The 23,315-nt window shown below is 53.0% G+C and carries 22 protein-coding genes; 8 read left to right on the plus strand and 14 right to left on the minus strand.

Going from position 1 to position 23,315, the window contains the following annotated elements:
- The first annotated feature begins 6 nt into the window (after positions 1–6).
- The 4 genes from pssA to E5354_RS08140 are packed head-to-tail and all read left to right on the plus strand — an operon-like array spanning position 7 to position 2,537.
- Positions 7–714 carry a CDP-diacylglycerol--serine O-phosphatidyltransferase gene (gene pssA, locus E5354_RS08125; RefSeq protein ID WP_135947154.1) on the plus strand — a complete coding sequence of 236 codons (708 nt, stop codon included), beginning with the start codon at positions 7–9 and terminating at the stop codon, positions 712–714.
- A 56-nt stretch (positions 715–770) separates the two neighbouring features.
- The gene (locus E5354_RS08130; RefSeq protein ID WP_135947155.1) at positions 771–1,112 is read left to right on the plus strand and encodes a DUF4834 family protein; all 342 of its coding nucleotides are present in this window, start codon (positions 771–773) and stop codon (positions 1,110–1,112) included.
- 7 nt (positions 1,113–1,119) lie between these two features.
- Positions 1,120–1,797 (plus strand): DUF2461 domain-containing protein, encoded by a 678-nt coding sequence (locus E5354_RS08135; RefSeq protein WP_135947156.1) that lies wholly within the window; start codon positions 1,120–1,122, stop codon positions 1,795–1,797.
- Between the two features lie 50 nt (positions 1,798–1,847).
- Positions 1,848–2,537 carry an MIP/aquaporin family protein gene (locus tag E5354_RS08140; RefSeq protein ID WP_123394971.1) on the plus strand — a complete coding sequence of 230 codons (690 nt, stop codon included), beginning with the start codon at positions 1,848–1,850 and terminating at the stop codon, positions 2,535–2,537.
- Between the two features lie 93 nt (positions 2,538–2,630).
- Here E5354_RS08140 and E5354_RS08145 read toward each other — a convergent pair whose 3' ends face one another.
- From E5354_RS08145 to E5354_RS08200, 12 genes are all read right to left on the minus strand, one after another.
- Positions 2,631–3,038 carry a DUF4332 domain-containing protein gene (locus E5354_RS08145; RefSeq protein ID WP_135947157.1) on the minus strand — a complete coding sequence of 136 codons (408 nt, stop codon included), beginning with the start codon at positions 3,036–3,038 and terminating at the stop codon, positions 2,631–2,633.
- A gap of 79 nt (positions 3,039–3,117) precedes the next feature.
- Entirely contained in the window at positions 3,118–3,810 is a 693-nt protein-coding gene (mnmD, locus tag E5354_RS08150) for a tRNA (5-methylaminomethyl-2-thiouridine)(34)-methyltransferase MnmD (RefSeq protein WP_135947158.1), read from the minus strand.
- Positions 3,800–4,717 carry an LD-carboxypeptidase gene (locus tag E5354_RS08155; protein WP_135947159.1) on the minus strand — a complete coding sequence of 306 codons (918 nt, stop codon included), beginning with the start codon at positions 4,715–4,717 and terminating at the stop codon, positions 3,800–3,802. The genes mnmD and E5354_RS08155 overlap by 11 nt, the downstream gene beginning before the upstream one ends.
- A gap of 1 nt (position 4,718) precedes the next feature.
- On the minus strand, positions 4,719–5,495 hold the full coding sequence (locus tag E5354_RS08160; protein WP_123394975.1) for a radical SAM protein: 777 nt from the start codon (positions 5,493–5,495) through the stop codon (positions 4,719–4,721).
- A gap of 44 nt (positions 5,496–5,539) precedes the next feature.
- Positions 5,540–6,790 carry a glycosyltransferase gene (locus E5354_RS08165; RefSeq protein WP_123394976.1) on the minus strand — a complete coding sequence of 417 codons (1,251 nt, stop codon included), beginning with the start codon at positions 6,788–6,790 and terminating at the stop codon, positions 5,540–5,542.
- A 6-nt stretch (positions 6,791–6,796) separates the two neighbouring features.
- Entirely contained in the window at positions 6,797–8,182 is a 1,386-nt protein-coding gene (locus E5354_RS08170) for a DUF389 domain-containing protein (RefSeq protein ID WP_123394977.1), read from the minus strand.
- Between the two features lie 6 nt (positions 8,183–8,188).
- Positions 8,189–9,700: a lipopolysaccharide biosynthesis protein gene (locus E5354_RS08175; RefSeq protein WP_135947160.1), complete on the minus strand. Its 1,512-nt coding sequence runs from the start codon at positions 9,698–9,700 to the stop codon at positions 8,189–8,191.
- A gap of 70 nt (positions 9,701–9,770) precedes the next feature.
- Positions 9,771–10,799 carry a Holliday junction branch migration DNA helicase RuvB gene (gene ruvB, locus E5354_RS08180; RefSeq protein ID WP_135947161.1) on the minus strand — a complete coding sequence of 343 codons (1,029 nt, stop codon included), beginning with the start codon at positions 10,797–10,799 and terminating at the stop codon, positions 9,771–9,773.
- Entirely contained in the window at positions 10,792–11,871 is a 1,080-nt protein-coding gene (locus E5354_RS08185) for a glycosyltransferase family 9 protein (RefSeq protein ID WP_168353855.1), read from the minus strand. Before E5354_RS08185 ends, ruvB begins: the two co-directional genes overlap by 8 nt.
- A complete protein-coding gene (locus tag E5354_RS08190; protein WP_135947162.1) occupies positions 11,858–12,463 on the minus strand; it encodes a DUF4254 domain-containing protein in 606 nt (201 codons plus the stop codon). Before E5354_RS08190 ends, E5354_RS08185 begins: the two co-directional genes overlap by 14 nt.
- Positions 12,464–12,682: 219 nt before the next feature.
- Positions 12,683–14,731: a RagB/SusD family nutrient uptake outer membrane protein gene (locus E5354_RS08195; RefSeq protein WP_135947163.1), complete on the minus strand. Its 2,049-nt coding sequence runs from the start codon at positions 14,729–14,731 to the stop codon at positions 12,683–12,685.
- A gap of 22 nt (positions 14,732–14,753) precedes the next feature.
- Positions 14,754–18,002, minus strand: coding sequence for a SusC/RagA family TonB-linked outer membrane protein (locus tag E5354_RS08200; protein WP_246863772.1), 3,249 nt, complete (start codon positions 18,000–18,002; stop codon positions 14,754–14,756).
- Between the two features lie 413 nt (positions 18,003–18,415).
- Between E5354_RS08200 and E5354_RS08205 the strand changes: the two genes are divergently transcribed.
- The 4 genes from E5354_RS08205 to E5354_RS08220 all read left to right on the plus strand — a co-directional run bounded on the left by E5354_RS08205 (position 18,416) and on the right by E5354_RS08220 (position 21,326).
- The gene (locus tag E5354_RS08205; RefSeq protein ID WP_123394982.1) at positions 18,416–19,294 is read left to right on the plus strand and encodes a TraB/GumN family protein; all 879 of its coding nucleotides are present in this window, start codon (positions 18,416–18,418) and stop codon (positions 19,292–19,294) included.
- A 62-nt stretch (positions 19,295–19,356) separates the two neighbouring features.
- Positions 19,357–20,190, plus strand: a complete 834-nt coding sequence (locus E5354_RS08210; protein ID WP_123394983.1) for an ABC transporter ATP-binding protein — start codon at positions 19,357–19,359, stop codon at positions 20,188–20,190.
- A 26-nt stretch (positions 20,191–20,216) separates the two neighbouring features.
- Entirely contained in the window at positions 20,217–20,957 is a 741-nt protein-coding gene (locus E5354_RS08215) for a hypothetical protein (protein WP_135947164.1), read from the plus strand.
- A 6-nt stretch (positions 20,958–20,963) separates the two neighbouring features.
- On the plus strand, positions 20,964–21,326 hold the full coding sequence (locus tag E5354_RS08220; protein ID WP_123394985.1) for a GntR family transcriptional regulator: 363 nt from the start codon (positions 20,964–20,966) through the stop codon (positions 21,324–21,326).
- Here the strand turns inward: E5354_RS08220 and E5354_RS08225 are convergent.
- Both E5354_RS08225 and E5354_RS08230 read right to left on the minus strand, forming a co-directional pair.
- Positions 21,311–22,330 (minus strand): 4-phosphoerythronate dehydrogenase, encoded by a 1,020-nt coding sequence (locus E5354_RS08225; RefSeq protein ID WP_123394986.1) that lies wholly within the window; start codon positions 22,328–22,330, stop codon positions 21,311–21,313. The genes E5354_RS08220 and E5354_RS08225 overlap by 16 nt on opposite strands.
- A complete protein-coding gene (locus E5354_RS08230; RefSeq protein ID WP_135947165.1) occupies positions 22,327–23,307 on the minus strand; it encodes a hypothetical protein in 981 nt (326 codons plus the stop codon). The genes E5354_RS08225 and E5354_RS08230 overlap by 4 nt, the downstream gene beginning before the upstream one ends.
- Positions 23,308–23,315: the final 8 nt, after the last annotated feature.

The raw sequence follows: 23,315 nt of genomic DNA on the forward strand, positions 1-23,315 counted from the left end.
TGAAAAATGCTTAAGATAATAAAGTCCAACATCCCCAACACAATTACGTGCATGAGTCTTGTGTGCGGTTGTGTGGCATGTATCATGTCGTTCAACTACAACGTGATGTCGGGAGGTCTTTACGGTTACCAATGGGCGTTCATATTCATCGGTATCGCCGCTCTGTTTGATTTTTGTGACGGAGCCGCCGCGCGATTGCTCCATGCCTACTCCAATCTCGGAAAGGAGCTTGACTCGCTGAGCGATCTCGTGAGCTTCGGTGTGGCACCTGGTATGCTGATCTACAACACAATCTCGGCCTTTTCCGACTGTCACTGGGTAGCATATATTGCAATACTTATTCCGGTGATGGGCGAACTGAGGCTCGCACGATTCAATATCGACGACCGTCAGACCACCTCTTTTCTCGGAATGCCTATTCCGGCCAATGCCATTTTCTGGATAGGATTTACAGCGTGGATTCATCGTTACGGTTATCCCGGCGACATTGTTATGGCTGTTCTGATAGTGGTAATGTCGCTTCTGATGGTGATGACACGCATGAAGATGTTCTCATTGAAATTCAAGAATTTCGATATCCGTGAGAATCTGCGCAGGTATATAATAATCATTGCGGCGATATTCTTTGTTGTTATGTACGGAATCGCCGGACTTGCCTACGCGATACTTTTCTATGTGGTTTTGTCGTTTGTAAGAACCAAGTACAGCGCATAACCGGCACCGTCGGCAAAGCCCAACAAATATCCTTATTATTTCGTTAATATATAGTTATGTCAATATTTGGATTCATAATATTTTTACTGTTCATCTTTATTATATGGCCCATAGTGCGTGTAGCCGGAGCCATATCAAAGGCGCGCCGTCAGTTCTACGACAGGCAGGAGGCTTTTCGACAGGCTTATGGCGCTAACAATCAGAACAATAATTCCCGACAGAATCAGCCCCACAAAGGCAAGCGCAAGATATTCAGCCGCAATGACGGTGAGTATGTTGAGTTTGAGGAGGTCACCACAGCTTCATCCTATACCGAAACCAAGAAAAACGGCTATGGGGAGGAGCGATATACCGTAGAGCAACAGGTGACCGATGCCGAGTGGGAGGATATAAAATAGTGACGCTATGAGTTATTACATTTCCCGACTGTATGATTTTCTGAGGGAGCTGCAGGCCAACAACAATAGAGAGTGGTTTGCGGCCCACAAGGAGGAGTATGACAGTTTGCGGAGCCTGTGGCTTGACGATGTTGACCGCCTCATTGGTCTGATGAGCCAATGGGAGCCGCAGCTCAGGGCGCTGAAAGCCAAGGATTGCGTGTATCGCATATATCGCGACACGCGCTTTTCGACTGACAAGACACCTTATAAGATATATTTCTCGGCCGCGTTCAGCCCCTGGGGAAGGAAGACTCACCGTGCGGCATATTATATGCAGATGGATGTGCGTGACGCCGAGAGCGGATTGTATGGAGGCGTGTGGTGCCCCGATGCCCCCCTTCTGCGCAAGTTGCGTAACGCCATCGTTGACAATATCGAAGAATTCAGAGAGATAATCGATGCTCCCGACATGAAGCGTTACTATCCGGGATGGATAAGCGAGTCGCTTAAAAGCGCTCCCAAGGGGTGGCCTAAGGATCATCCCGACATAGATTTGCTCAGGCTGAAGGATTACGGGAAGTTCTGCCGTTGCGACGAGAAGTTCTTCGATACTCCCGATTGGCCTGCGAAAGTTGCCGAGAGGTTCAGGATTCTCAAGCCGATGGTCGATTTCCTGAACTACTCAATCGATGAAGAGATTTAGATGAGAATACATCAATATTTCCTATTTATTTAACTAAAACAACATTTAACATGAAGAAGTATTTAGCAGAGGGTATCGGAACAATGTTTCTCGTTCTTCTCGCCTGTGGTAGCGCAGTTCTTGCCGGTCCGTCGATAGGCGGTTACGGTGTAGGCGTATGTTTTGGACTCGTCCTCATTTGTCTTTGCTATTGCATAGGCAACATTTCGGGATGTCATGTCAATCCCGCAGTGTCGTTTGCTATGTGGATCAGCGGAAAGCTTAACAGCAAGGATTTCGCAGGCTATGTAGTGTCGCAGCTTATCGGTGCCGTGATTGGTGCAGGTTTCCTCTATTGGTTTGTCGACATGTCGCCCGAGTTTAACTTCGGAGGCGTGACAGGTGCCAATAATCTTGCCACCAATGTGCTTCAGCCCGGTGCTACTTCCGGTATGGCTCTTCTTACCGAGATTTTGCTGACATTCTTTTTTGTATTCATCATTCTCGGTGCTACTGATGAGAACCACGGATTCGGTAAGTTTGCAGGTCTTGCAATCGGTATCGCTCTCGGACTCGTAAATATCGTGGGTATTCCTGTCGACAACTGCTCGGTTAATCCCGCCCGCAGCTTCGGTCCCGCAGTATTCTCGCCCGATGCATTCGGCGACTTCTGGATTATGGTCGTAGGTCCCCTTGTAGGTGCCGCTATCGCCGTTGTAGCATGGCGTGCCGTTGTTCCTTACCTGACAAAGAAGGCATAATACGCATTTAAACGAAAAAAGCAGGGTGTACCGAAATCGATCGGCACGCCCTGTAATTTTTAGGATAGATATTGATTTTTGTGAGAACGAGAATCAATAAGTGATTGTGGGAGGCAGGGTAGCGGCCTCTTCAATCATTTTCTGAAGTTCGGTAACGCTGGGCACGCGACGAGTCAGGTGCTTTTCGTTGTTGACCTCTTCCATCTTTGCTGCGAGGTTCTCGGCATTGCGATGGCGGAGTTCCTTTACGGTGTCGACACCGGCTGCCTCAAGAAGTTCGGCAAATTGCGGACCGATGCCGTTGGTGCGGAACAGGTCGGCGTGGTTGGCCCATTTCAGGATAAGTTTGGGAGAGATGCCTGTGGTTTCGGCAAGTTCCTTGCGGCCTTTGGGTGTAACGCAACGTTCGAGAAGTTGGTCGACGGTGTTAACGCCGGCTTCGGTAAGCTTCTGTGCGTAGGATTCACCAACACCTTCGATGTCAATAACTTTGTAGGTCATAATGGTAAATTTAAGTTAAGTTGTAAAGTAATAACGTTTAAACGCTACCAGATATAGAATTTTTTGTTAATAAAAAATGTTAAATAGGATTTATTTTGCGTATTGCCCTGATTATCTCACGTTTTCCTCCCGGTGGGCCTGGGAGTCGCTCTACTGAAAAGCCGATGGCTGAGAGAATTCGCCGTATGCTGCCCTTTGCGCAGTAGGTGGTTAGTACTCCGCCGGGATTCATGGCATGGAAAATGCGCCTGAACAGCTCGGGCGACCACATTTCGGGTTGCTTTTCGGGTGCGAATGCGTCGAAGTAGACAACATCGATTCCCGAGGGAAGGTCACACTGCGTGAAGTCGCAACGGCGTTTTTCGAGTGTGAAAGCGGGCGTCAGCTGCCGGGGTTCGTCCCATGGACATTGATGTAGGTCACGCAGCAGTCGGGGGTCGACGAATCGGTCGAGTTGCATGCTGTCGACCTCTTCAAGCGACAGTGGATAGAGCTCCAGGGCTATGTAACGCACCGGCGACGGGTCGTTTGCGGCCATTGCGGTGACGGCGGCGTTCATTCCGGTACCGAGTCCGATTTCGAGGATGGTGACAGGGCCCGGCGATTGTGACGCACGGAACAGGTAGCCGCAGTCGCGGTAGATGTGACGGCTTTCGGTAATCGCCCCCTTGACCGAGTGGTAGTGTTCGTCGAGTTGCGGCAGATAGAGTGTCGCGCTGCCGTCGTCGGTTATCTGTATCTCACGCTGCGGAGCGGGCTTATCAGTGCACATTGAACGATAGATTAACCTTGTCGGGCGTTATGTCGAGCATAACGGGTGCGCTCTCTATCACGGGGAGATTGTGGTCGATGTGTCCTATGGGGAAGTTGTAGGCCACGGGGATGTTCAGGTCGGCGGTCATGTCACGCACCATGTCGAGCATGTCGGAATAGTTGCGGTCGGGGCGGTATTCGGTAAATTGTCCCACGATTAATCCTTTTATGCGGTCGAGCACTCCCGAGAGCCGGAGTTGGTAGAGCTGTCGCTCCACCTTGTAGATGGGTTCGGCTATATCTTCGAGAAAGAGTATCGCGTCATCGTGAGCGAACATGTCGTAGGGAGTTCCTATGAGTGCGCCTAAAACGGCGAGGTTGCCGCCGAATAGCTGCCCGGTGGCAGTGCCGGGTTTGTTGCCGTCATGTCGCGCCTCTATTGAGTAGGTGGGGAGTGAGCCGCGCAGGATGTTGAAGAGCGTTATGTTGTCAGGGTCGTCAGCTCCGAACTCGGCCAGATGCTTGCACATCGAGGCGTGCAGGCTTGCGATGCCGAGCGATGACATGAATGAGTGCAGAGCGGAGATGTCGCTGAAGCCTATGAGCCATTTGGGATCGGCCTTTACGGCATCGGCAGGGAGGCTGTCGATCAGGTGCACCGCGCCGTAACCTCCGCGGCTGCACATGACGGCGCGTATCGTGGGGTCGCACAACGCTTCGGTCAGGTCGTTGAGTCGCTCCCGGCGTGTGGCGCTGTAGCTGCCGTGACTTCCGAGAGCCGATGGCATCACTACGGGAGTCCATCCTTGCGACATGATTACGGGTATTGCTTCATCGACGAGGCGGTTGTCGATGCTGCTTGCCGGCGACACGATTGCTATGCGGTCGCCTTCGCGCAGGGGTGCGGGAAATGTGACTCTCTTCATGTCAGCTGACCTGTACTTTTATTCCTTCGCCGCGCATGCGGTCGGCAATTTTTTCAAGTTCGTCCTTCTCCACCTTTTGCAGGTCGCTTTCGGGTGTTGCGCGGTCGATGGAGTAGAGCATCACCTCGGCGGGGCGTATTGTCTTGTAGGCCTCGATAAGCGCGTCGATCTCTTCGGGAGTAGTGTTGTCGATGTGCTTTCCGTTGTGGTTGCCGCGCAGCATCATGGTCTGTATTATGCATTGGTCGCCGAATTGGGCAAGCTGGGGTATGAGGCGTTCGCAGGTGAACTGCGGCGAGCCGGGCTGGTCGATGAGCCTCATTGTGGGAGTAAGCGCCGAGTCGAGCTTGAGGATGCAGTTGTCGACACGCCTCAGGGCGCGGTTTACATCGGGACGGTCGAGGCGCGTTGAGTTGCACAGCACACTCACCTTGGCCGATGGGTAGTAACGGTCGCGCACCTCGATGGTGTCGTTTATTATATCCTCGAAGCAGGGGTGCAGGGTGGGTTCGCCGTTTCCCGAGAATGTTATCACATCAAGTCGGTCGCCGGCCTGTGACATGGATTTCAGCTTCTCTTCAAGCTGCTTCTTTACATCGTCACGTGCCGGGAATCCCGTTGTGCCGGGGCCTTGTGAGTTATAGCCGGCTTCGCAGTAAACGCAGTCAAATGAACATATCTTGCCGTCGTTGGGCGACAGGTTCACTCCAAGCGAAGAGCCGAGGCGACGACTGTGTATGGGGCCGAATATGGTTGAGTGAAAAAGTATGGTTACCATGATGTATTGAATATCTTATTGTTGTATAACAATCGGGGAGCCTATTAGTGCTGAAGTATTCGGTTAAAAAGAGCGATGTAGCGTCGGGCGACAGCCTCGGCCGAGAAGCGCGTCACCACCTCGTCATGTAGACGGTTGCGCGTTATGTCGTGCTTCAATGCCCACAGGATGCCCTCGGCCACGCTTTGCGGCGACTTGTACTGCGCCATGTAGCCGGTGTCGAGGTGGGTGAATATGTCGGCTTGTCCTCCTTGCGCGAATGACACGGGAATGCATCCTCCGGCCATGCCCTCGATGAGGGTTCCGGGCAATGTTTCGTAGAGCGATGTCGACAGGATGATGCGTGACGCTGCATAGAGGTCGCTGACAAGCCGGCTGTCGGTTATCATGCCAAGGTGGCGATAGGGGAATTCCAGGCGTTCGAGCAGTTGCGGGTTGCGTATCGCCCCGAAGAACACGGCTTCGCACTCGGCTGCAACCTCGGGATGGGCGCGGGCTATGATGTTGAGCGCGTCGATAGCGTAGTCAAGCCCCTTTATGGGATCGTCGAGGCGTGCGGCACCCATCAGTATGATATTCCGGCCGGGAGTGACGGGCAGCTTGTCGCCCGGGCGTGACGGCGTGACATTGAAGTCGGCTGTGGGGAAAGCGTTGGGAATTACCGTCACATCGGCCGATTGCAGCAGTGAGCTTTCGCGGCACTTTCCCGCGAGCCAGTTGCTCACCGGCACAAAGTGAATGGGGACCGACGCATAGAGGCGTGACTTGCGCTTCCACACCGTGCGCGACAGGTCGCGGTCGCGGCGTCCGTCATGCAGGTAGGGGCAATGTCCGCAGCGATCGGTGTAGCGGGTGCACCGGTGGGCGTGATGACACACTCCGGTGAGGCACCACATGTCGTGCATGGTCCACACAATCTTTTTTCCGGCGCGGTGCAGCCGCTTGATGTCGGCGAGCGAGAGCATGCCCTGGTTTATCCAGTTGAGTGCGACGATGTCGGCTTCGCGTATCCAGGGATGTCGGGAGATGTCACATCCCGTGTCGGCCAGCGACACATTGAAAAGGTCACGGCGATTGAAACCGTTACCTGCCATTATGCGCAGTCGCTCAAGGGCGAAGTCGATAAATCGTCGAGTCTTTCCGCAGCATTGTGCCACGGCGGGGTCGTCGGTGCTCTTGTTCAACACGAGCATGCGAGTGTCGACTCCTGCGTCACGCAGGGCATGCATGAGCCGTCGCGACACTATCGCGGCACCTCCGAGCGAGTCGCTGTTGTTGACGATTACGACCTTCATTGCGCGTTATCTTTTCTTCGACGGGAGCGAGGTGTTCAACACGATGTTGATGTCCTTTATCTGCAGTCGGGCTTCGAGATACTCCTTGAATTTCTTGGCCTGAGCCGACGACATTGCGGCGTTGTACTGGACGAGGGCGAGGTTTACGGTGTCGAGTTTTCCGTCGTAAACGTTGCTGACGATGCCTCGCGTCACGGCAATGTCACGCACTTGCGGGAATAGCACTTTCAGTTCGGGCGCTATTACGGCACCCATGGAGTCGTTACGTGCTATTTGCGCGTTGATGTTACGCAGAGAGTCGATTGTCGTCTGCTGTCGTGTTATGGTGGCCTGCGTCACCTGATACATGTCACGCAGCATTGTTGATGTGGCCTGGGCGGCGTCAAATTCAGTGTTGCTGTTGTAGCCCTGGCTTATTTTTAGCTTTGTCCCGGCAAGATGATACTGAGGCAGCTTGTCGGTCATGGCGAGCATGAGCGAGTCGTGGGGAATGGTGCGTCCGATGAGGTTGACGGTGAGCGTGCCGTTGCCGTTGTGGTAGGATGGCTTGAAGCTGAGCACCTGAGTGTCGGGGAAGGTGAACTCGTTGTCGACAAACTTATTGCAGTTGGACATGAAGTTGTTCTCCTTAAACATGTTGTAGGTTAGGTAGGCGGCCGGAATTATCGTCAGGAACGCTATTGTGTAGATTGTAGTGCGCACTTTGCGGGCGCGCTCGGAATTGGCGAAGTCCTTTACCTTGTATTTCATGAGCCTTACGCCGAGTGTCGTAGCACAGGCGATGAACACCGAGTTGATGAAGAAGAGGTAGAATGCTCCGATGAAGTAGGTCCACTGCATTGTGGCGAGTCCGTAGCCCACGGTACACAACGGCGGCATAAGAGCGGTGGCTATGGCTACACCGGGAATCACATTGCCCTTGACGCGGCTGCCTATGGCGAGGATGCCAGCCGTTCCGCCGAAGAAGCCTATGAATACATCGTAGATTGTCGGGGATGTGCGCGCAAGCAGCTCGCTGTGACCTTCGTTTACCGGCGAAATGAGGAAATAGATGCATGATGCGGCGATACTGAACATCGTAGCCATGAACAGGTTGCGGAACGAACGCTTCATAAGCTCGAAATCCTGAATGCCGACGGCAAGTCCCATGCCGATTATAGGGCCCATGAGCGGCGAGATGAGCATCGCACCTATTATGACAGCGGTAGAGTTGACATTCAATCCAAGTGACGCTATGAATATGGCCACAATCAGGATTATGATGTTGATGCCGCGAAATGACACGCCTTCGCGTATTTCGGTTTCAGCCTCCTCCTGCGGAATGAGGAATCCCGTCAGGTCGAAGTAGCCGAAAAGGCTTGTCTTGAGTTTTTGGAGATTGAAGTTTGTCATATTACATCATTTATTTGTCGGTGTTTTTACAGGCCGGTTGCGGCGCAGGATTGCAAGCGGATTGATGGACTCGCGTCGGCACACGATGTAGACATAGCCGACGAGCAGCACAGTGCGGAACAACAGCCGGGCCCATTCGGGTTCTATCTTAACAAGCGAGGCCGTGACATAGAGCACGATTGCTATGACGAAGTAGCTGAAGATGCCTTTTATGTCGTAGCCTATGGGATATTTCGACCGTCCGATGAAGTAGCTTGTGAGCATCATTGTACCGTAGCTTGCAAATGCGGCCCAGGCGCAAGCCATATAACCGAACCTCGGCACAAACAGCACGTTGAGTACTACCGTCACAAGCAATCCGAGCAGCGAGAACCACATGCCCCAAACGGTCTTGTCGGTGAGCTTGTACCACAGCGAGAGGTTGAAGAATATGCCGAAGAAGAGCTCGGCCATCATGAGCACCGGCACAACTTTAAGTCCCGAGAAGTAGTTCTTGTCGATGAAGTACTTTATTATGTCGAGATAGAACATGACGCCAAGGAAGATGAAGAGCGCGAATATGATGAAATACTTCATGGCATCGCGGTAGGCCTGCAGCTTGCTGTCGCCGCTCTCGCGGTTCTGTGCGAATATGAAGGGCTCGTAGGCGAAGCGGAAAGCCTGGATGAACATCACCATCACTATCGCTATCTTGTAGTTGGCGCTGTAGATGCCGACCTGCCTCATAGCCTCGGCCTTGTCGTCAAACAGATCGGGGAACAGAAGCGTGGAGATGGTCTGATTCATTATTCCGGCCACACCCAGCACGAGCAGCGGCCACGAGTAGCGGAGCATCTCACGCAGCAGGCGGCCATTGAAGAGCAGCGGCACATTTACCGTGTCGGGCAGCAGGAGCAGTAGTGTCGCAATCGATGCGATGAGGTTGGCGGTGAAGATGTAGCCTATGCCGTAGTCGGGCGCATAGAACCAGTCGATGAGCCACGGCGCAACGTTCATGATCTTGGGGCACAGGAGCAGGAAGAATAGGTTAAGCCCTATGTTAAGCCCTATGTTGATGAGCTTTATAGTGGCGAAGCGGAGGGGGCGTTTCTTGTAACGCAAGTAGGCGAAGGGGAGCGATGTGTAGGCATCGATGGCCACCGCGAGGGCAAGCGTCCACACGTAGGACTTGTGGCCGGCACACATCAGCAGTTCGGAGATGGGCGAGAGGAAAATCATTACGGCGGCGAAGAACATCGTCGAGGTGAATCCGAGCGACACAAGCGATGTGGAGTAGACCTCGTCGGGATTGGAGTAACGCTCGTGATTGGCAAACCGGAAGAATCCCGTTTCCATGCCGTAGGTGATTATTATCAGCACCACCGCCACAGCGTTGTAGAGGTAGCTGACTATTCCATATTCGGCCGGTACAAACATGTAGGTGTACAGCGGCACAAGGCACCAGTTGAGAAAGCGTCCGATTATGCTGCTCAATCCATAGATTGCCGTATCCTTTACCAAACTTTTAATTCCTGCCATTGCTTACTATATACGTTGGTGAATCGTGTAGGGGAGAGAGGGTTTCAGGGCCTTGCCCGGGTGACGCGGATCAGAAGAGCGAACCCATGCCCCGTCCCTCGGGCGAGTGTCCGAGATGTATCCATGCAAGTTCGGTTACCTCGCGTCCGCGCGGAGTGCGCTTGATGAATCCCTCCTTGATAAGGAACGGCTCATAGACCTCCTCGATGGTTCCGGGATCCTCGCCCAGTGCGGTGGCTATTGTGGTGAGTCCCACGGGGCCGCCTTTGAACTTGGTTATTATAGTTGTGAGAATCTTGTTGTCGATTTCATCGAGGCCATAGCGGTCGATGTTCAGCGCCTCAAGCGCGTAACGTGCTATATCGGGTTCCACCACTCCGCTGCCCTTGACCTGCGCGAAGTCACGCACACGGCGCAGCAGCGCGTTGGCAATACGAGGTGTGCCGCGGCTGCGTAACGCAATCTCGTGGGCCGCCTCGGCCGTACACTTCACCCCGAGCAGACGCGCCGAACGCAACACGATGCGCTCGAGCACTTCGTGGTCGTAGTACTCAAGGTGACAGTTTATGCCGAATCGGGCACGCAGGGGCGATGTGAGCAGTCCGCTTCGCGTGGTGGCTCCGATGAGCGTGAAGGGCGACAGGCTCAGCTGCACCGAGCGCGCACCCGGCCCCTTGTCGATCATGATGTCGATGCGGAAATCCTCCATGGCCGAGTAGAGATACTCCTCGACTATGGGGCTGAGGCGGTGAATCTCGTCGATGAAGAGCACATCGTTCTCTTCGAGCGAGGTGAGTATGCCGGCAAGGTCGCCGGGCTTGTCGAGCACGGGGCCCGACGTGATTTTTATGCCCACGCCGAGCTCGTTGGCCACAATCTGCGACAAGGTAGTCTTGCCGAGGCCGGGAGGGCCGTGCAGCAGCACGTGGTCGAGCGACTCGCCTCGCATGCGGGCGGCCGCCACAAACACCCTCAGGTTCTCGATTATCTTGTCCTGACCGCTGAACGAGTCAAACTCCGACGGACGCAACGCCTTTTCAAAGTCGGAGTCGCGGTCCTTGCCGCTCTGCGAGGCGCGTATGTCAAAGTCTTCACTCATTTGGGGTCGACGGGGGAATTATTGATTTTACTTTGTTTACTATCATTTGCGGGGGTATGCCGGCAAGGCAGTGGTAGTCGCCGCGTGAGCATGGCTTGTTGCCAAACACCGAGCAGGGGCGGCAGGTCATGGGCAGTTGCACGATGTCGGCCTCTTTCTGCCTGAAGCCCTTGAATCCGCAGTAGGGGTGGGTTGCGCCCCACACGCTCACCACTCTCACCCCGACGAGCGAGGCGAGGTGCATGTTGGCCGAGTCCATCGACACCATCGTGTCGAGATGGCTCAGCAGGGCGAGCTCGACGGCAAATCCGTGACGGGACTCGGCGAGCGATGTCACTCCGTTGTAGCGCGACGCCCATTCGCCGAGAATCTTGCGCTCATAGTCGCCTCCGCCGAAGAGGAATATCTTGGTCGAAGGCATGGCAGCCAGTTCGGCCACCACTTTCTCCATAAGTTCGGGAGGATATATCTTGCCCTTGTGCTTGGCAAACGGGGCGATGCCTATCCAGCGTTCACCCTCGGCCTTAGGCGGCGTTATGTCGGCAAACATTGCGGGGTCGCCCTTGCCCGAGCCGTAGAGGCTGGTGAATTTATCCTCAAGGGCAAATCCGAACCGATAGAATACTTCGCGGTAGCGTGCGCGTGACGAGATGAGCGGCAGCATCACCTTGTTGCGCGAGCGGGTGAGTGCGCGCTTGTGCATGCGTCCCTTGTGTATCGAGTGGCACTTCATGCCGTGCAGCGTACACACTGCGCGCAGGAAAAATGAGCGCAGTACGCCGTGAAGGTCGGCAAAGGCGTCGATCGAGTATTGTGCGCGAAGCTCCTTGAAGAGTCGCCACAGGTCACGCGGGGTCTTGTACTCGTTTTTCACATCGACCCCTATCACCACGAGGTTTTCGGGGGGATTGATGAAGAGCGACTCCTGTACCGGCTTGGTTATGAAGATGAAGCGCGTGTCGGGGTTGCAGCGACATGCCGAGTAGACCACCGGAATGGTCATGGCCACATCGCCGAGCGCCGAGAAACGCGCCACGAGCAGATTCCTGGGCAGCCCGTTACTTGCTGGCATAGAGTACCGGGTTGGTGTCGGGGTCGTTGTACATCTTCATCTGTCGGTAGACCTTCATGTACTTGCGTCCGGCGGCAATGTCGTCGAGGAGCTGATTGATGGCCGTGATGAGGTCGCTGCGCTGTTCAAGCAGCACATTGAGCTTGGCTTGGCACTTGGCTATGTGCTCGGGCGATGCGTCGGTGCGGGCCACTTCCACCTCCATGTGATAGATCTTCAAGGCGAGAATCGACAGGCGGTCGAGAGCCCACGCGGGGCTTTCGGTGTTGATTGTCGCGCCGTCGAGGGGCTTCACATCCTTGTAGATTTCACGGAAGTAGGTGTCGAGCTCCTCAACCATGTCGGTGCGGTCCTGATTGGAGCGGTCGATGCGACGCTTCAGGGCCAGGGCGGCCACAGGGTCGATTTCGGGGTCGCGTATGATATCCTCAAGATGCCATTGCACGGCATCGATCCAGTTCTTGGCGAAGAGTGTGTGCTCGATAGAGCCGTTCTCGTAGGGGTTGTCTACCTTGGCGTCAACATTGTCATGCTCGTGATAGAGTCGTGTAGTGTCGTCGAATACGCGGTAGCACTTGTCAGCAAAATCCATAATCATTGGGGTTATTGTTGTTACTAAGACACAAAGATAGCGTTTGCCCTCCTAATTTGCAATTCATGAAATGTGTTTTAGCCGTTTTTGTGCCGTTTTTTGGTTTGTAACGGGCTGAAAAAGTCAGGGGCGCGGACCTAAGTTCGCGCCCCTGCCGGGAATACCTGTTATAAACTAATCTTAATTACCTGTTTTCTGATATTTGGAATTGCCTGAGGATTACTTTTCAGCCGGCTTTCCTGCAACGAGGGGCCAGTAAGGATTCTGGTAGAGTACCGATTCCGAGGGGCTTGCTCCGTCGGGTGAGGTGAGCATAAGCTCGTTGATGGGCAGCGGGTTCAGGTAGTGAGCCATGCGCCATGTGCAGCCGTTGTAGGCATTTTGTGTTGAAACACGCTCAAATGGGCGGAGGTATTCGCTCTTTGATGGTGACGATACATTGGCATTGGGATCGTCATATATGAGAATCGACTTACCGGTTTCCTCATTAACATAGGCATCCTCCATGGGGGTGTTCCAAAGGTGCATTCCTTCGATGTGGTAGGGGTTGTTGATGAGTTGCTCATAAGAACGCCAGCGCTTGAGGTCGGCGTCACGGAATCCTTCAGAGAGGAGCTCGCAACGACGCTCGCGACGGATGTTGTAGAGTGTACGGTCGGTCAACAGTGCGCCTGCGCTGTAGGCACCCCAGTCGTTCTCGGCCTCCTTGTTCATGTCGGTGAGCGAGATGGTCTTGTTGTAGTCGGGATCTACTTTTGCACGTGTGCGTATTGCACGCCAATAGGTGTCGGCTGTGCCGTCGATTGTGTGGTTGAGCTCGTAGGAAGCCTCGATGTAGTTGAGGAGGGCCTCAACGGCACGGAAGCAGGGAGCGCCTGTATAGCCGCCGCCGTTGGCGTAGTACTTGCGGTTGAAGTTACCACCCTTGCGCAGTGTGAAACCGGTCACGTAACCACGTTCGTTATCGCCGGTTACAATTAGCGGGTTGGGTTCTATCATCACGACTTCGGTACCTTCATTGTTGTTTACCTCATAAAGAATGTTTTTCTGTCCGGGTTCCTTAAGGAATATGCTAAGACGAGAGTCGCGATTTACGCGTACATCGGCAAGAGTCTTGTCGCCCATGTAATATCCGTCGCCGTCGGCATAGGTTCCATGGGTGTAGACAGGAGTACCATCGGCCATGAGGAAGTTATTGACATAACCGCGGGTCAAGCCCATGCGCTGATTACCACGGCCGGCCGCTGCATTGACATTGTGAGTTACAAGGCCGCGTGCATATTGGCGCCACAACAAAATTTCAGGATATTTTGACATGTCCTCATCGCAGAACATTTCATAGAAGGGGTTGGCGGGTTCGTCGGCCGACTGCTGCAGTACACCGGTGTTGGCTGTGAGGCTGGTGACATATTTGTCGCCTACCTCTTTGGCAGCCGCCATAGCCTGCTGGAAGAAGAACTTAATCTCTTCGTCGATTGAGCCTGAGGGATAAGCGAAATCAGGGTTGTAGCTTGCTCCGGGCCATCCTTCACCGCCGGGCACGAATGCAGTGCCCTTGAAGTATTTCAGCCAGGTGGCCTCGTAGAGAGCCACGCGTGACTTGAAGAGAAGAGCGAGGTCGCGGTTGATGCGCTGTGAGCTATAGTTTTTCTCGCTCATCAACAGGGCGGCCTTGTCGAGGTCCTCGAGGATGAAGCGGGCCACCATGTTGCGGGGCTGACGCTTGCTGGCCTCGGTAAGGGTGGCCATGTCATCGGGCAGCGGCTCGGTGATGATGGGGAAGTCGCCAAATGTCTTCAGGCGGCTGAAGTACTGATAGGCACGGAGGAAGTAGCCTTCGCCGAGCAAGTGTTTGATGTCGGGTAAAGAACCGCTGATAGTGTTCTCTGATCCGTTAATGTCCTCCCCGTAACGTGCAAGCGCGTTTGAGAGCATGAAATTGATGTAGTAGATGCGGGTGAAGCTCCATGTTCCGTGGGTGTTGGCTACGAGCCACTGGTCGGTTGTATATTTTGAATCGGCGTTGTCATACACTTGATTATCAGTGTTTCCGTCGCCGTTGAAGAGGCCGTAGCTCCAGTTGCCATGGCTTGGAAGAGTATTGGGATACTCATCAAGTACCACAGCCTGAATCTGAGCTTCAGTAGAGTAGTATTTTTCGGGCGAAATCTGTGACATCGGCTCTTTATCGAGGAAGTCGGAGCAAGATGCCATCATGCCACCCATGGCCAATGCCACTGAAAGGTATGATATTTTATTGTATTTCATGATTGTTTCTATGATTTAATGATTAGAGAGTAAGTGATAATCCGAATGCCCATGTACGGGTGAGAGGATATGCGTTACCATAGCCGTTGTAACCGCCGCCGATTGTTTCGGGATCAAACAACTTTGAGAGCTTGGTGTGCGTCCAAAGGTTGTCGACCGATACGTAAAGACGTAGATTCTGAACGAAGAACTTGCGACTCAACTCCTGAGGAATGGTGTAGCCTACCTGGAGGTTCTTCAGACGGATGTAGGATGCATCCTGAAGATAGCGGGTCTGAGTCTGTTGGTTCTTGGTGTCGTCGAATATAGGACGAGGATAATAGGCATCGGTATTGGCCGGGATTATGCGGTCGGGAAGACCTATGTCTTCGGAACGGTAGTAGTCCTGATGCTCTCCGAGAGCAGCTGACCACCATTGGTCGCCGTAAACACCCCAGAAGATAGGAGTACCGGCAAAGAAGTCACGCTTGCCTACGCCCTGGAAGAATGCGCGGATGTCAAAGCCCTTGTAGCTTGCGTTAAGGTCGATACCGTAGAACAGACGGGGAGTTGAGTTACCGATAACCTTCAAGTCGCCGTGGTCATCAAGAGTTTCGGCACCACGGGTTATACCGGGATTTCCGTCAAGGTCGGCATACATTATATCGCCTTCAGCCCATTTGCTGCCTATTGCAGTTTGTCCGCCAACAGCTTCAAGATGGGCGTCCATCTCGGCTTGACTCTTGGCAATACCTACGGTTTCAAATCCCCATATTTCGTTGATTTCACGGCCGTTATTATATTTCCATATAGACTGAGTTGCATTGCCGGGATAATGGCGGATATAGGTGCGTGCGTCAGAGAGGTTGAATGATACTCCGTAATTGAGGCCGAATGAGGTGCGGTCGCGCCATGCGAGGGTAAGTTCCCATCCGTTGGTCTTGAGGTCGCAGTTGTTGGCCGAGGGAGGATTAAGACCGAGAGTTGCGGGCAGCTGTACTGCGGGACCCACCATGTCGTCGGTGTAGCGGATGAAGGCGTCGAATGTACCTGTGAGTCGGTTGTTGAACAAGCCCCAGTCAAGAGCTATGTTCCATGTGCGCACCTTTTCCCAGGTAAGGGCCGAGCTTACAAGGCCGTTTACCCAAGTGGTAGCCGGACGCTTGCCGTTGATGAGCCATGACCCGTTGGCCTGGCCGATTGACATTGTGCGGTAGGTAGGATACCACACCTTGGTATTCTGGTTGGCGAGGCTACCGTAGGATGCACGGAGCTTCAGGAGGTTGCAGTAGGGAGTGAAGTCACGCCAGAACTCCTCCTGGGCGATGTTCCAACCGAGAGAGAATGAAGGAGCCCATGTCCAGCGACGGCCTGAGCGGAAACGTGATGAACCGTCGTAGCGGATATTGCCTTCAATAAGGTAACGACCCTTGTAGTCGTAGTTGACACGGCCGAAGAAGCCCATAATAGACCATTGGTTGCGATAACCGCCTATGTCGGGATTACGTTCTTTACCGTTGCCTTGCAGGCCGGTGATAAGGTCAAGTTCGGGGAGCTCCTCGTCCTGAAGGCCATAACCGCGAGCCCAGAATGAAGATTGACGCATCTCTTCGGACTGGAAACCGAGCATAACCTTGAAGTTGTGGTTCTCGTTCATTGTCCAGCTGTAGTCGCTGTAGATGTTCCAGTTCATATAGTTGTTCTTAATCAAGCTCTGGTAGAGGCTTGAAGTGCCGTTGGTGTTGTCGATGTCGCCGTTAACCTTGTGATTGTAGTAAGGAAGATTGGTCTGGCGTACTTCGTCGTTGTCGGTAGAGTAGTTGAACTCAACGTGGGTAAACCAATTCTTGATGGGTTCGATAATTACTGCGGCCTGCTGATAGAGTTGATCACGCTGTTTGGTGCGAATTCCACCGAGAGCAAGCTGCATAGCAGGTGTGTCGGCGTTGGAGTTGAAGTAGTAGCCGTTTTCGTCATAAACGGGGAGATTGGGCCATGTCTGGCGACCAATCATTTCATAAAATCCGTTTCCGAATCGATTGGGACGATCGGTATCGGTGCGAACAAAGCGTGCGCTGTAGTTGAATGTCACCCAAGAGGCGAGCTTTGCCGAGAATTTGCCGGCTGCGTTGTAGCGCTTCTGCCCGTCGTGACCGTGACGGAGCATACCGTTATAGTCGAGGTAGCCGATTGACGCGAAATAGTTGACATTGCCATTACCGCCGCTTACGCTTGCATTGTGCTCTTGCGAGAAGACATTGTCACGGTATAGTTCGGAGTACCAGTCGGTATTGGCGTAAGCTGCTGTGAACGGGTCGCCTGCAGGCTTTCCCCATACTTCGCCATTAGTGGGAAGGCCACCCATATTGCTGCCGCCCATTTTCTGGAAGTCAAGCATTTTTTGCATTACTTCATCGGAATAGATGACACCTTTGTTGGCATTTTTGTTGGCTTGATTGTAGTAGTTGGCAAAGTCGTAGCTGTTCATGCTCGACGGCATGCCGATGGGCGATGCCCAGCGGAAGCTGTTGCTGTAGTTTACGACAACTTTGCCTTCCGAACCCTTCTTGGTGGTAATCATGATTACACCGAAGGCAGCGCGGCTACCGTAGATTGAAGAAGATGCCGCATCCTTAAGAACCGAAATGGTTTCGATGTCCTGGGGATTGACGGTGTTGATGTCGCCTTCCATACCGTCGATGAGCACGAGCGGCTCTCCGCTTGAACCTTCGCCGATTGTTCCGACACCACGAATGTTGATTGACATGTTGGTTTCAACATCACCTGCATTACGTGTGAGCTGAAGACCGGGGATAAGACCTTGCAGGGCTTCGGTTGCGTTCTTTACCGGGCGGGCTGCGATGTCCTTGGATGTGGCTACGCCCACAGCACCGGTAAGGTTTACTTTCTTCTGAGTACCGAATCCCACTACGACAACATCGTCAAGTACATGGGAGTCCTCTTTGAGGGTTGTTTCAACGCCTTCACCGGCCTTGAAAACTGCAGTTTCACATCCCACGAAGGAGATTTCGAGTTCCGCACCGGGGCGCACCTTTAAGGTGTAGTTACCGTCGAGGTCGGTGGCGCAAGCATTGCTTGGATTGCCTTTTTCTCGTACAGTGGCTCCGAGTACCGGATCGCCGAATGAATCAAACACTGTGCCCGTGGCTGTTACCAGGGATTGCTGTGTGTCGGTCGCCGTTTGGGGCTGACCCGCCGCATTTACGTGGGGAGCTCCTGTTACGAGAGCCATTCCCAACAATGTGGCCACAAGAATTCTGTTGAATGTCATTTGGTAATTTAAGGAATTAATTTGACCTGATATTTAAGGATAACTTAAACTTTCGTTTGTTTTGGGGGCATTAGAACCTGGTTGATTAGGCCTTTAATGCTGATTGGTTTTGTAGCGATGCAAATTTACGTTAAAAAATACCCCCCCCCCAAAAAAATTTTAACACAAATTAACCAAATTAACGTGAATAAGTGCTTGATTTTTACAATTAGGCCTCTCGCGTGGTGGATACACGTTTGGGTATATTCTGGGTTAGCTGCCCAATAACCTCACCCGCTCATGCTATGTATTAAAAAAAATTAGAAAAAATTTGGAGATGTGAAATAAAGGATATACCTTTGCGGTGTGGTAGTGATGTATATGACTACACTACTACATTACGCTGAACTTATAAACATTAATTATATAGCAATATGAAAAAGTTATTTTTGACATTAGCAGTGATTGTAGCATCGATGAGCTGCAACGCACAATTGTTATGGAAAGTTTCAGGCAACGGAGTAAAGGGCGATTCCTATCTCTTCGGCACTCACCACGTGGCACCCGTCGACATGCTCGACAAGACCCCCGGCTTTAATGACGCTTTGAAAGGAGTCGATGCCGTTTACGGTGAAATCGACATGGCTCTCATGGTATCGCCCGAGGCCCAGCAGTCGATTTTGTCGCTGGCCATGGCACCTGCCGACAGTACTCTCAACAAGCTTTACACCACTGAGCAGTATGACTCGATAAATGCCGTGTTGAAGAAATATACCAGCGGCATGGCTACGCTTGACCAACTCAATATGCTTAAGCCCTCGATGGTTGCCACTCAGATAGCAATGTTCCAAAACATGGTGGCTTTCCCCGGCTTCAACGCTTCGCAGCAGCTCGACCAGACGGTACAGCTGAAGGCCAAGGAACTTGGCAAGGCCATCAAGGACTTTGAAACAGTTGAATTCCAGATGAATCTGCTGTTTGGCGACCCCATCGCCGACCAAGCCGAGGGACTTCTCAAGGCAGCACGTACCGATGAAGAGGCCATAGGCCATGTTAAAGAATTGGCACGCGCCTACACCGAAGGCGATCTTGCCGCTATAGAGAAGGTGATGTTTGCCCCTGAAATAGGCATGGACGAGGAAACTGCAAAGCACATGCTCTATGACCGCAACGACAACTGGATCAAGACCATCAAGGATGCCGTGGGCCACGAATCGATAATGGTAGCCGTGGGTATAGGTCATCTCGTGGGCGAGCGCGGACTCATCAAGCAGCTTCAGGATGCCGGTTACACCGTGACTCCGGTTAAATAAATGACATTACAGCTTCATACTTACAATTCATACTTACACTTGTAGTTAAAAAATCACATTACATGTTAGAACTGAGAAGGCTTAAATTTGCTTACCGCAAGGGTGCCGAGGCGTTGACCAACGCCTCGGCCTCGATTGGCGGGGGTGTCTATCTGCTCCTTGGAGAGAACGGAGCCGGAAAGACGACATTGCTGCACCTGATGGCCGGATTGCTCTATCCCGGCAGTGGTGAGTGTTTGCTCAACGGCGACCCGATAGCGGCGCGACGCCCTTCCGACATGCAGCGGATATTTTTCCTTGGCGACAACATGCCGTTTCCGGGGCGCACGATCGACGAGTTTGTGAAGATGCACGCTCAATTTTTCCCGACCTTTGACCCTCAGCTGCTTGCCGACATACTTGGCCGTTTTGGTATAAACCCGGCGGAGCGCCTTGACGGCATGTCGCTCGGAACGCGCAAGAAGGCACAGCTTGCCTATGCTCTTTCGCTGCGCACACAGGTGCTCCTTCTCGACGAACCGGCCAACGGGCTCGACATATCGTCGAAGAAACTGTTGCAGGAGATAATCGTAGAGAACATCACCGAGGAGCAGACGATAATCGTGTCGACCCACACCGTGTGGGATTTCAAGAACCTATTTGACGGGCTTTTGGTGCTGAATCACGGACAACTCCTCGTGGCGTCGACTGTCGACGAGATTCTCGGCCGCATTGCCTTTGTGAGCGCTTCGGAGCCGCCGGTGGGTGCGCTCTACATCGAGCGTGTTGCCGGACGATTCAACGCCATCGTGAAAAATGACGGCGACACCGATACCGACATCGACTATGTGCTGCTCTACTCGGCGTTGATGAACGCCGACGCGCGTGACAATATTGTAAAACTTCTAAATGATTAACCGAGATGGACGCTAAATGTGATTGCATGGATTCGTTTTCATGGAGAAGGGTAGGCCGCGTGGCCCGCTTCTATTTTCCTTATATAAAGAAGCAGCTGATAATCTATCCCGCTTTTTCGATTTTGGGGATGGTGATTGTGATACTATCGGAAAGAGTAGCAGGACTGGGCTATGGATTGTTCCTGGCTGTTAACGGGGCATTGTCGATGATGCTTGTGTTTGCGCCCACGATATTTGCGTCACGCAACGGACTTGATGTTGAAACCGTGCTGCCGGCTACCGGTGCCGAAAAGTCGACATTCATCATAGGCTATGTATGCATTGTGGTTCCTATACTTCTCTATCTTCCCGTTTTTTGGGGCATGCCATGTGACATGCTTAAGGATAATGCCGACATAGCGCGTGTTTTGGCGTTACGTAGCAGTCTTTCCGCTTCTACCTACGGGTTTACAATTATCGAAAACCTGTTTCCGATATCGGTGTGCCTCTATGTTGTCATGAAGCGCACAACCAACCGCATACTGCTTGGTATGGTTTGGTCGGTTGTTGCACTTATATCGATGAGTTTCGTAGGAGGCATCTACGGTATGGTTATGGCCATTTACGGACGATTCTGGGAAAAAAGCAGCAGCGATGTCGAAAGCGTCATGAAGCTGGTGACTGAAGGTATGGAATCTTTCTTCATAGTACTTGGGGTTATATTGCTTATTTGTAGTATCTTTGTACTATATCGCACCCATAAGGTGATAAGCAATCGTCAAATATAACAGTCAATGGACTTCAAGAACAATAAACCGATATATAAGCAGATAATTGACTACTGTTTCGGCAACATCATGTCGGGAGAGTGGGCTGTCGACGGGCGAGTTCCTTCGATAAAGGAACTTTCGGTTGAGCTTGCTGTCAATAACCGCACTGTTATAAAGGCTTACGAGTATATGCAGATGAAGGAGATAATCTATGTGAAGCGCGGCTTGGGTTACTTTGTGTCGCCCGACGCGCGTGACATAATCGTCGAGGAGCGTCGTGACGAGTTTTTCCATGACACGCTCGACGATGTGTTCAGGGAAATGGATATACTCGGAATCTCAATCGACGATGTGGTGAAGCACTACCGCGATCACATCACTTCGTGACGGTAATCGTAGGTGTTGCGCAGCTGCTCAAACTTCTCGGGATTTTCCTTCAACGACAAAGTGTCGGCTGCCGGAGTGTAGCTCTCGGCTATGGCTTCCAATGTAACGCTCTCGGCTGCGCCGGGAGCGACTTTTTCGTGCATCACAACTTGGGGGAGGTTGAAGTGGGCAGTGAGCGCGTTTACCGCCATGGTGGTAGCGCGTATTTTGCCTTCGCGTGAATATCCCGCTATGTGGGGGGTGGCTATGAGAGCTTTTTCAAGGAGAGGGCGTGATATTGTCGGCTCGTTTTCCCAGCAGTCGATGGCTGCGGCACCTATCGCGCCGCTGTCGAGTGCGTCGATCAGCGATTGGGTATCGGTCACGGGACCTCGCGAGGAGTTTATGACAAGCGGCTTGCGGCCAAGCTCAGCTGTGAAGGAGCCGTCGAGCAGGTGGAAGGTGGGGTGCGCTCCCTGTCGGGCCATGGGTGTGTGAAATGTTATCACATCGGCCAGGCGTGCTATGGATGCCATGTCGGTGAACATCGCGTCGCCTTCGCGCTCGGCTCTCGGAGGGTCGCAGAGCAGAACCTTCATTCCCAACTGCCGTGCCCATCGCTTCACGATTGAGCCTACGTGGCCCACGCCCACTATGCCTATGGTGAGCGACGACAGGGGGCGGCGGTCATCGACTGCCTTACGCCACATGGCGATGGAGCCGAACACGTATTGCGCTACGGCGGGAGCGTTACATCCCGGAGCGTTGGCCACGGTTATGCCGTTGGCCTTGCAGTAGTCTAGGTCGATGTGGTCGGTGCCTATGGTGGCGGTGGCTATGAACTTGCACGCGGTGCCGTCGAGCAGCCGGGCGTCACATCGTGTGCGTGTGCGCGTTATCAGCGCGTCGGCGTCACGTAACGCTTCGTTGGTGATTTCGTCGGGCGACAGGTAGGTCACGTTGTCGACAATGGGCTCAAGCAGCCCCTTGATGAAGGGTATCTTGTTTTCGATTATGACTTTCATATAGATATGCTCCAGATGTAGAGCGCGGTGTAGGCTCCTATTATACAGAGGATGGGAATGTAACTGCGCAGCTGGTTGTTAAACCTGAAGAAGTGGCCTATCTGCAGGGCCGAGCAGCAGTTAAGTATGGGCAGATAGATTATGAGATTGTTGTAGTCGACGAAAATGAGCACAGCCGTAATCAGCGACACTACGAGCCAGAACCCGTTGTAGGCGCGTGTGCGGGCGTTGTAACGGTAGATTCGCATGAGGTTCAGTGTGCCGAACCCGAATCCGAGGAACAGCGTCACGCCCGTGTAGACGATAATCTGTGCAAGCTCGCGTCCTTCAAGGGCGTTGAACAGACTCACAAACTCGGGTAGCGTGAAGTTGGACGGCGATATGATGCCGAATCCCCACAGAATCCAATAGGGCGTTACGATGCCGATAGTGGCCGCCATCAGTCCGCGCATTGTGAACGAGCGCATCTGCAGGCATCCCACCAGGAAGGCCACAATGTATATGGCATAGGCGTAACTTGTCAGCGAGCCTATGCTGATGAGGAAGAAAGTGAGGAATATGCGGCGCGTGAGATCGGGATTCTGGAAGGTTGAGAAGAGTGGTATTATGGCAAAGAGTAATATCGCACACATGACGGTGCCGTCGTAGAACTGTCCCATGATGGAGGGGAGTCCCCCCTGCATTATCATGAACATGCCCACAAACAGGTGTGACATTGTGCGCAGCACGTTGAATCGCCTGTTCATGTAGGAGAGGAGCAGGGCGAGCAGCACATTGACGGCGATTCCGGCCCACAGCGAGGCGTAACGGTCGGTGATCCATTCGTTGGCCGATGGAAGTCCGAATCCGTTGTTACCCGTTATGTAGACGATGTCGCCGTTGCGATAGGCAATAATGGTGCCGATGACGGCTGCGGCCATCATCAGCATCATGCCATAGCGTGAGTGCAGATATCGTGTGATTTCCTGCTCCTTCACAGCCTGTA

This window comes from Muribaculum sp. NM65_B17 (assembly GCF_004793735.1).
Classification (GTDB): Bacteria; Bacteroidota; Bacteroidia; order Bacteroidales; family Muribaculaceae; genus Muribaculum; species Muribaculum gordoncarteri.

Excerpts from the sequence above, each read along its gene's own strand:
- pssA (WP_135947154.1), top strand. The coding sequence starts at position 7 with ATGCTTAAGATAATAAAGTCCAACATCCCCAACACAATTACGTGCATG.
- E5354_RS08130 (WP_135947155.1), top strand. The coding sequence starts at position 771 with ATGTCAATATTTGGATTCATAATATTTTTACTGTTCATCTTTATTATA.
- E5354_RS08135 (WP_135947156.1), top strand. The coding sequence starts at position 1,120 with ATGAGTTATTACATTTCCCGACTGTATGATTTTCTGAGGGAGCTGCAG.
- E5354_RS08140 (WP_123394971.1), top strand. The coding sequence starts at position 1,848 with ATGAAGAAGTATTTAGCAGAGGGTATCGGAACAATGTTTCTCGTTCTT.
- E5354_RS08145 (WP_135947157.1), bottom strand. The coding sequence starts at position 3,038 with ATGACCTACAAAGTTATTGACATCGAAGGTGTTGGTGAATCCTACGCA.
- mnmD (WP_135947158.1), bottom strand. The coding sequence starts at position 3,810 with ATGTGCACTGATAAGCCCGCTCCGCAGCGTGAGATACAGATAACCGAC.
- E5354_RS08155 (WP_135947159.1), bottom strand. The coding sequence starts at position 4,717 with ATGAAGAGAGTCACATTTCCCGCACCCCTGCGCGAAGGCGACCGCATA.
- E5354_RS08160 (WP_123394975.1), bottom strand. The coding sequence starts at position 5,495 with ATGGTAACCATACTTTTTCACTCAACCATATTCGGCCCCATACACAGT.
- E5354_RS08165 (WP_123394976.1), bottom strand. The coding sequence starts at position 6,790 with ATGAAGGTCGTAATCGTCAACAACAGCGACTCGCTCGGAGGTGCCGCG.
- E5354_RS08170 (WP_123394977.1), bottom strand. The coding sequence starts at position 8,182 with ATGACAAACTTCAATCTCCAAAAACTCAAGACAAGCCTTTTCGGCTAC.
- E5354_RS08175 (WP_135947160.1), bottom strand. The coding sequence starts at position 9,700 with ATGGCAGGAATTAAAAGTTTGGTAAAGGATACGGCAATCTATGGATTG.
- ruvB (WP_135947161.1), bottom strand. The coding sequence starts at position 10,799 with ATGAGTGAAGACTTTGACATACGCGCCTCGCAGAGCGGCAAGGACCGC.
- E5354_RS08185 (WP_168353855.1), bottom strand. The coding sequence starts at position 11,871 with ATGCCAGCAAGTAACGGGCTGCCCAGGAATCTGCTCGTGGCGCGTTTC.
- E5354_RS08190 (WP_135947162.1), bottom strand. The coding sequence starts at position 12,463 with ATGGATTTTGCTGACAAGTGCTACCGCGTATTCGACGACACTACACGA.
- E5354_RS08195 (WP_135947163.1), bottom strand. The coding sequence starts at position 14,731 with ATGAAATACAATAAAATATCATACCTTTCAGTGGCATTGGCCATGGGT.
- E5354_RS08200 (WP_246863772.1), bottom strand. The coding sequence starts at position 18,002 with ATGACATTCAACAGAATTCTTGTGGCCACATTGTTGGGAATGGCTCTC.
- E5354_RS08205 (WP_123394982.1), top strand. The coding sequence starts at position 18,416 with ATGAAAAAGTTATTTTTGACATTAGCAGTGATTGTAGCATCGATGAGC.
- E5354_RS08210 (WP_123394983.1), top strand. The coding sequence starts at position 19,357 with ATGTTAGAACTGAGAAGGCTTAAATTTGCTTACCGCAAGGGTGCCGAG.
- E5354_RS08215 (WP_135947164.1), top strand. The coding sequence starts at position 20,217 with ATGGATTCGTTTTCATGGAGAAGGGTAGGCCGCGTGGCCCGCTTCTAT.
- E5354_RS08220 (WP_123394985.1), top strand. The coding sequence starts at position 20,964 with ATGGACTTCAAGAACAATAAACCGATATATAAGCAGATAATTGACTAC.
- E5354_RS08225 (WP_123394986.1), bottom strand. The coding sequence starts at position 22,330 with ATGAAAGTCATAATCGAAAACAAGATACCCTTCATCAAGGGGCTGCTT.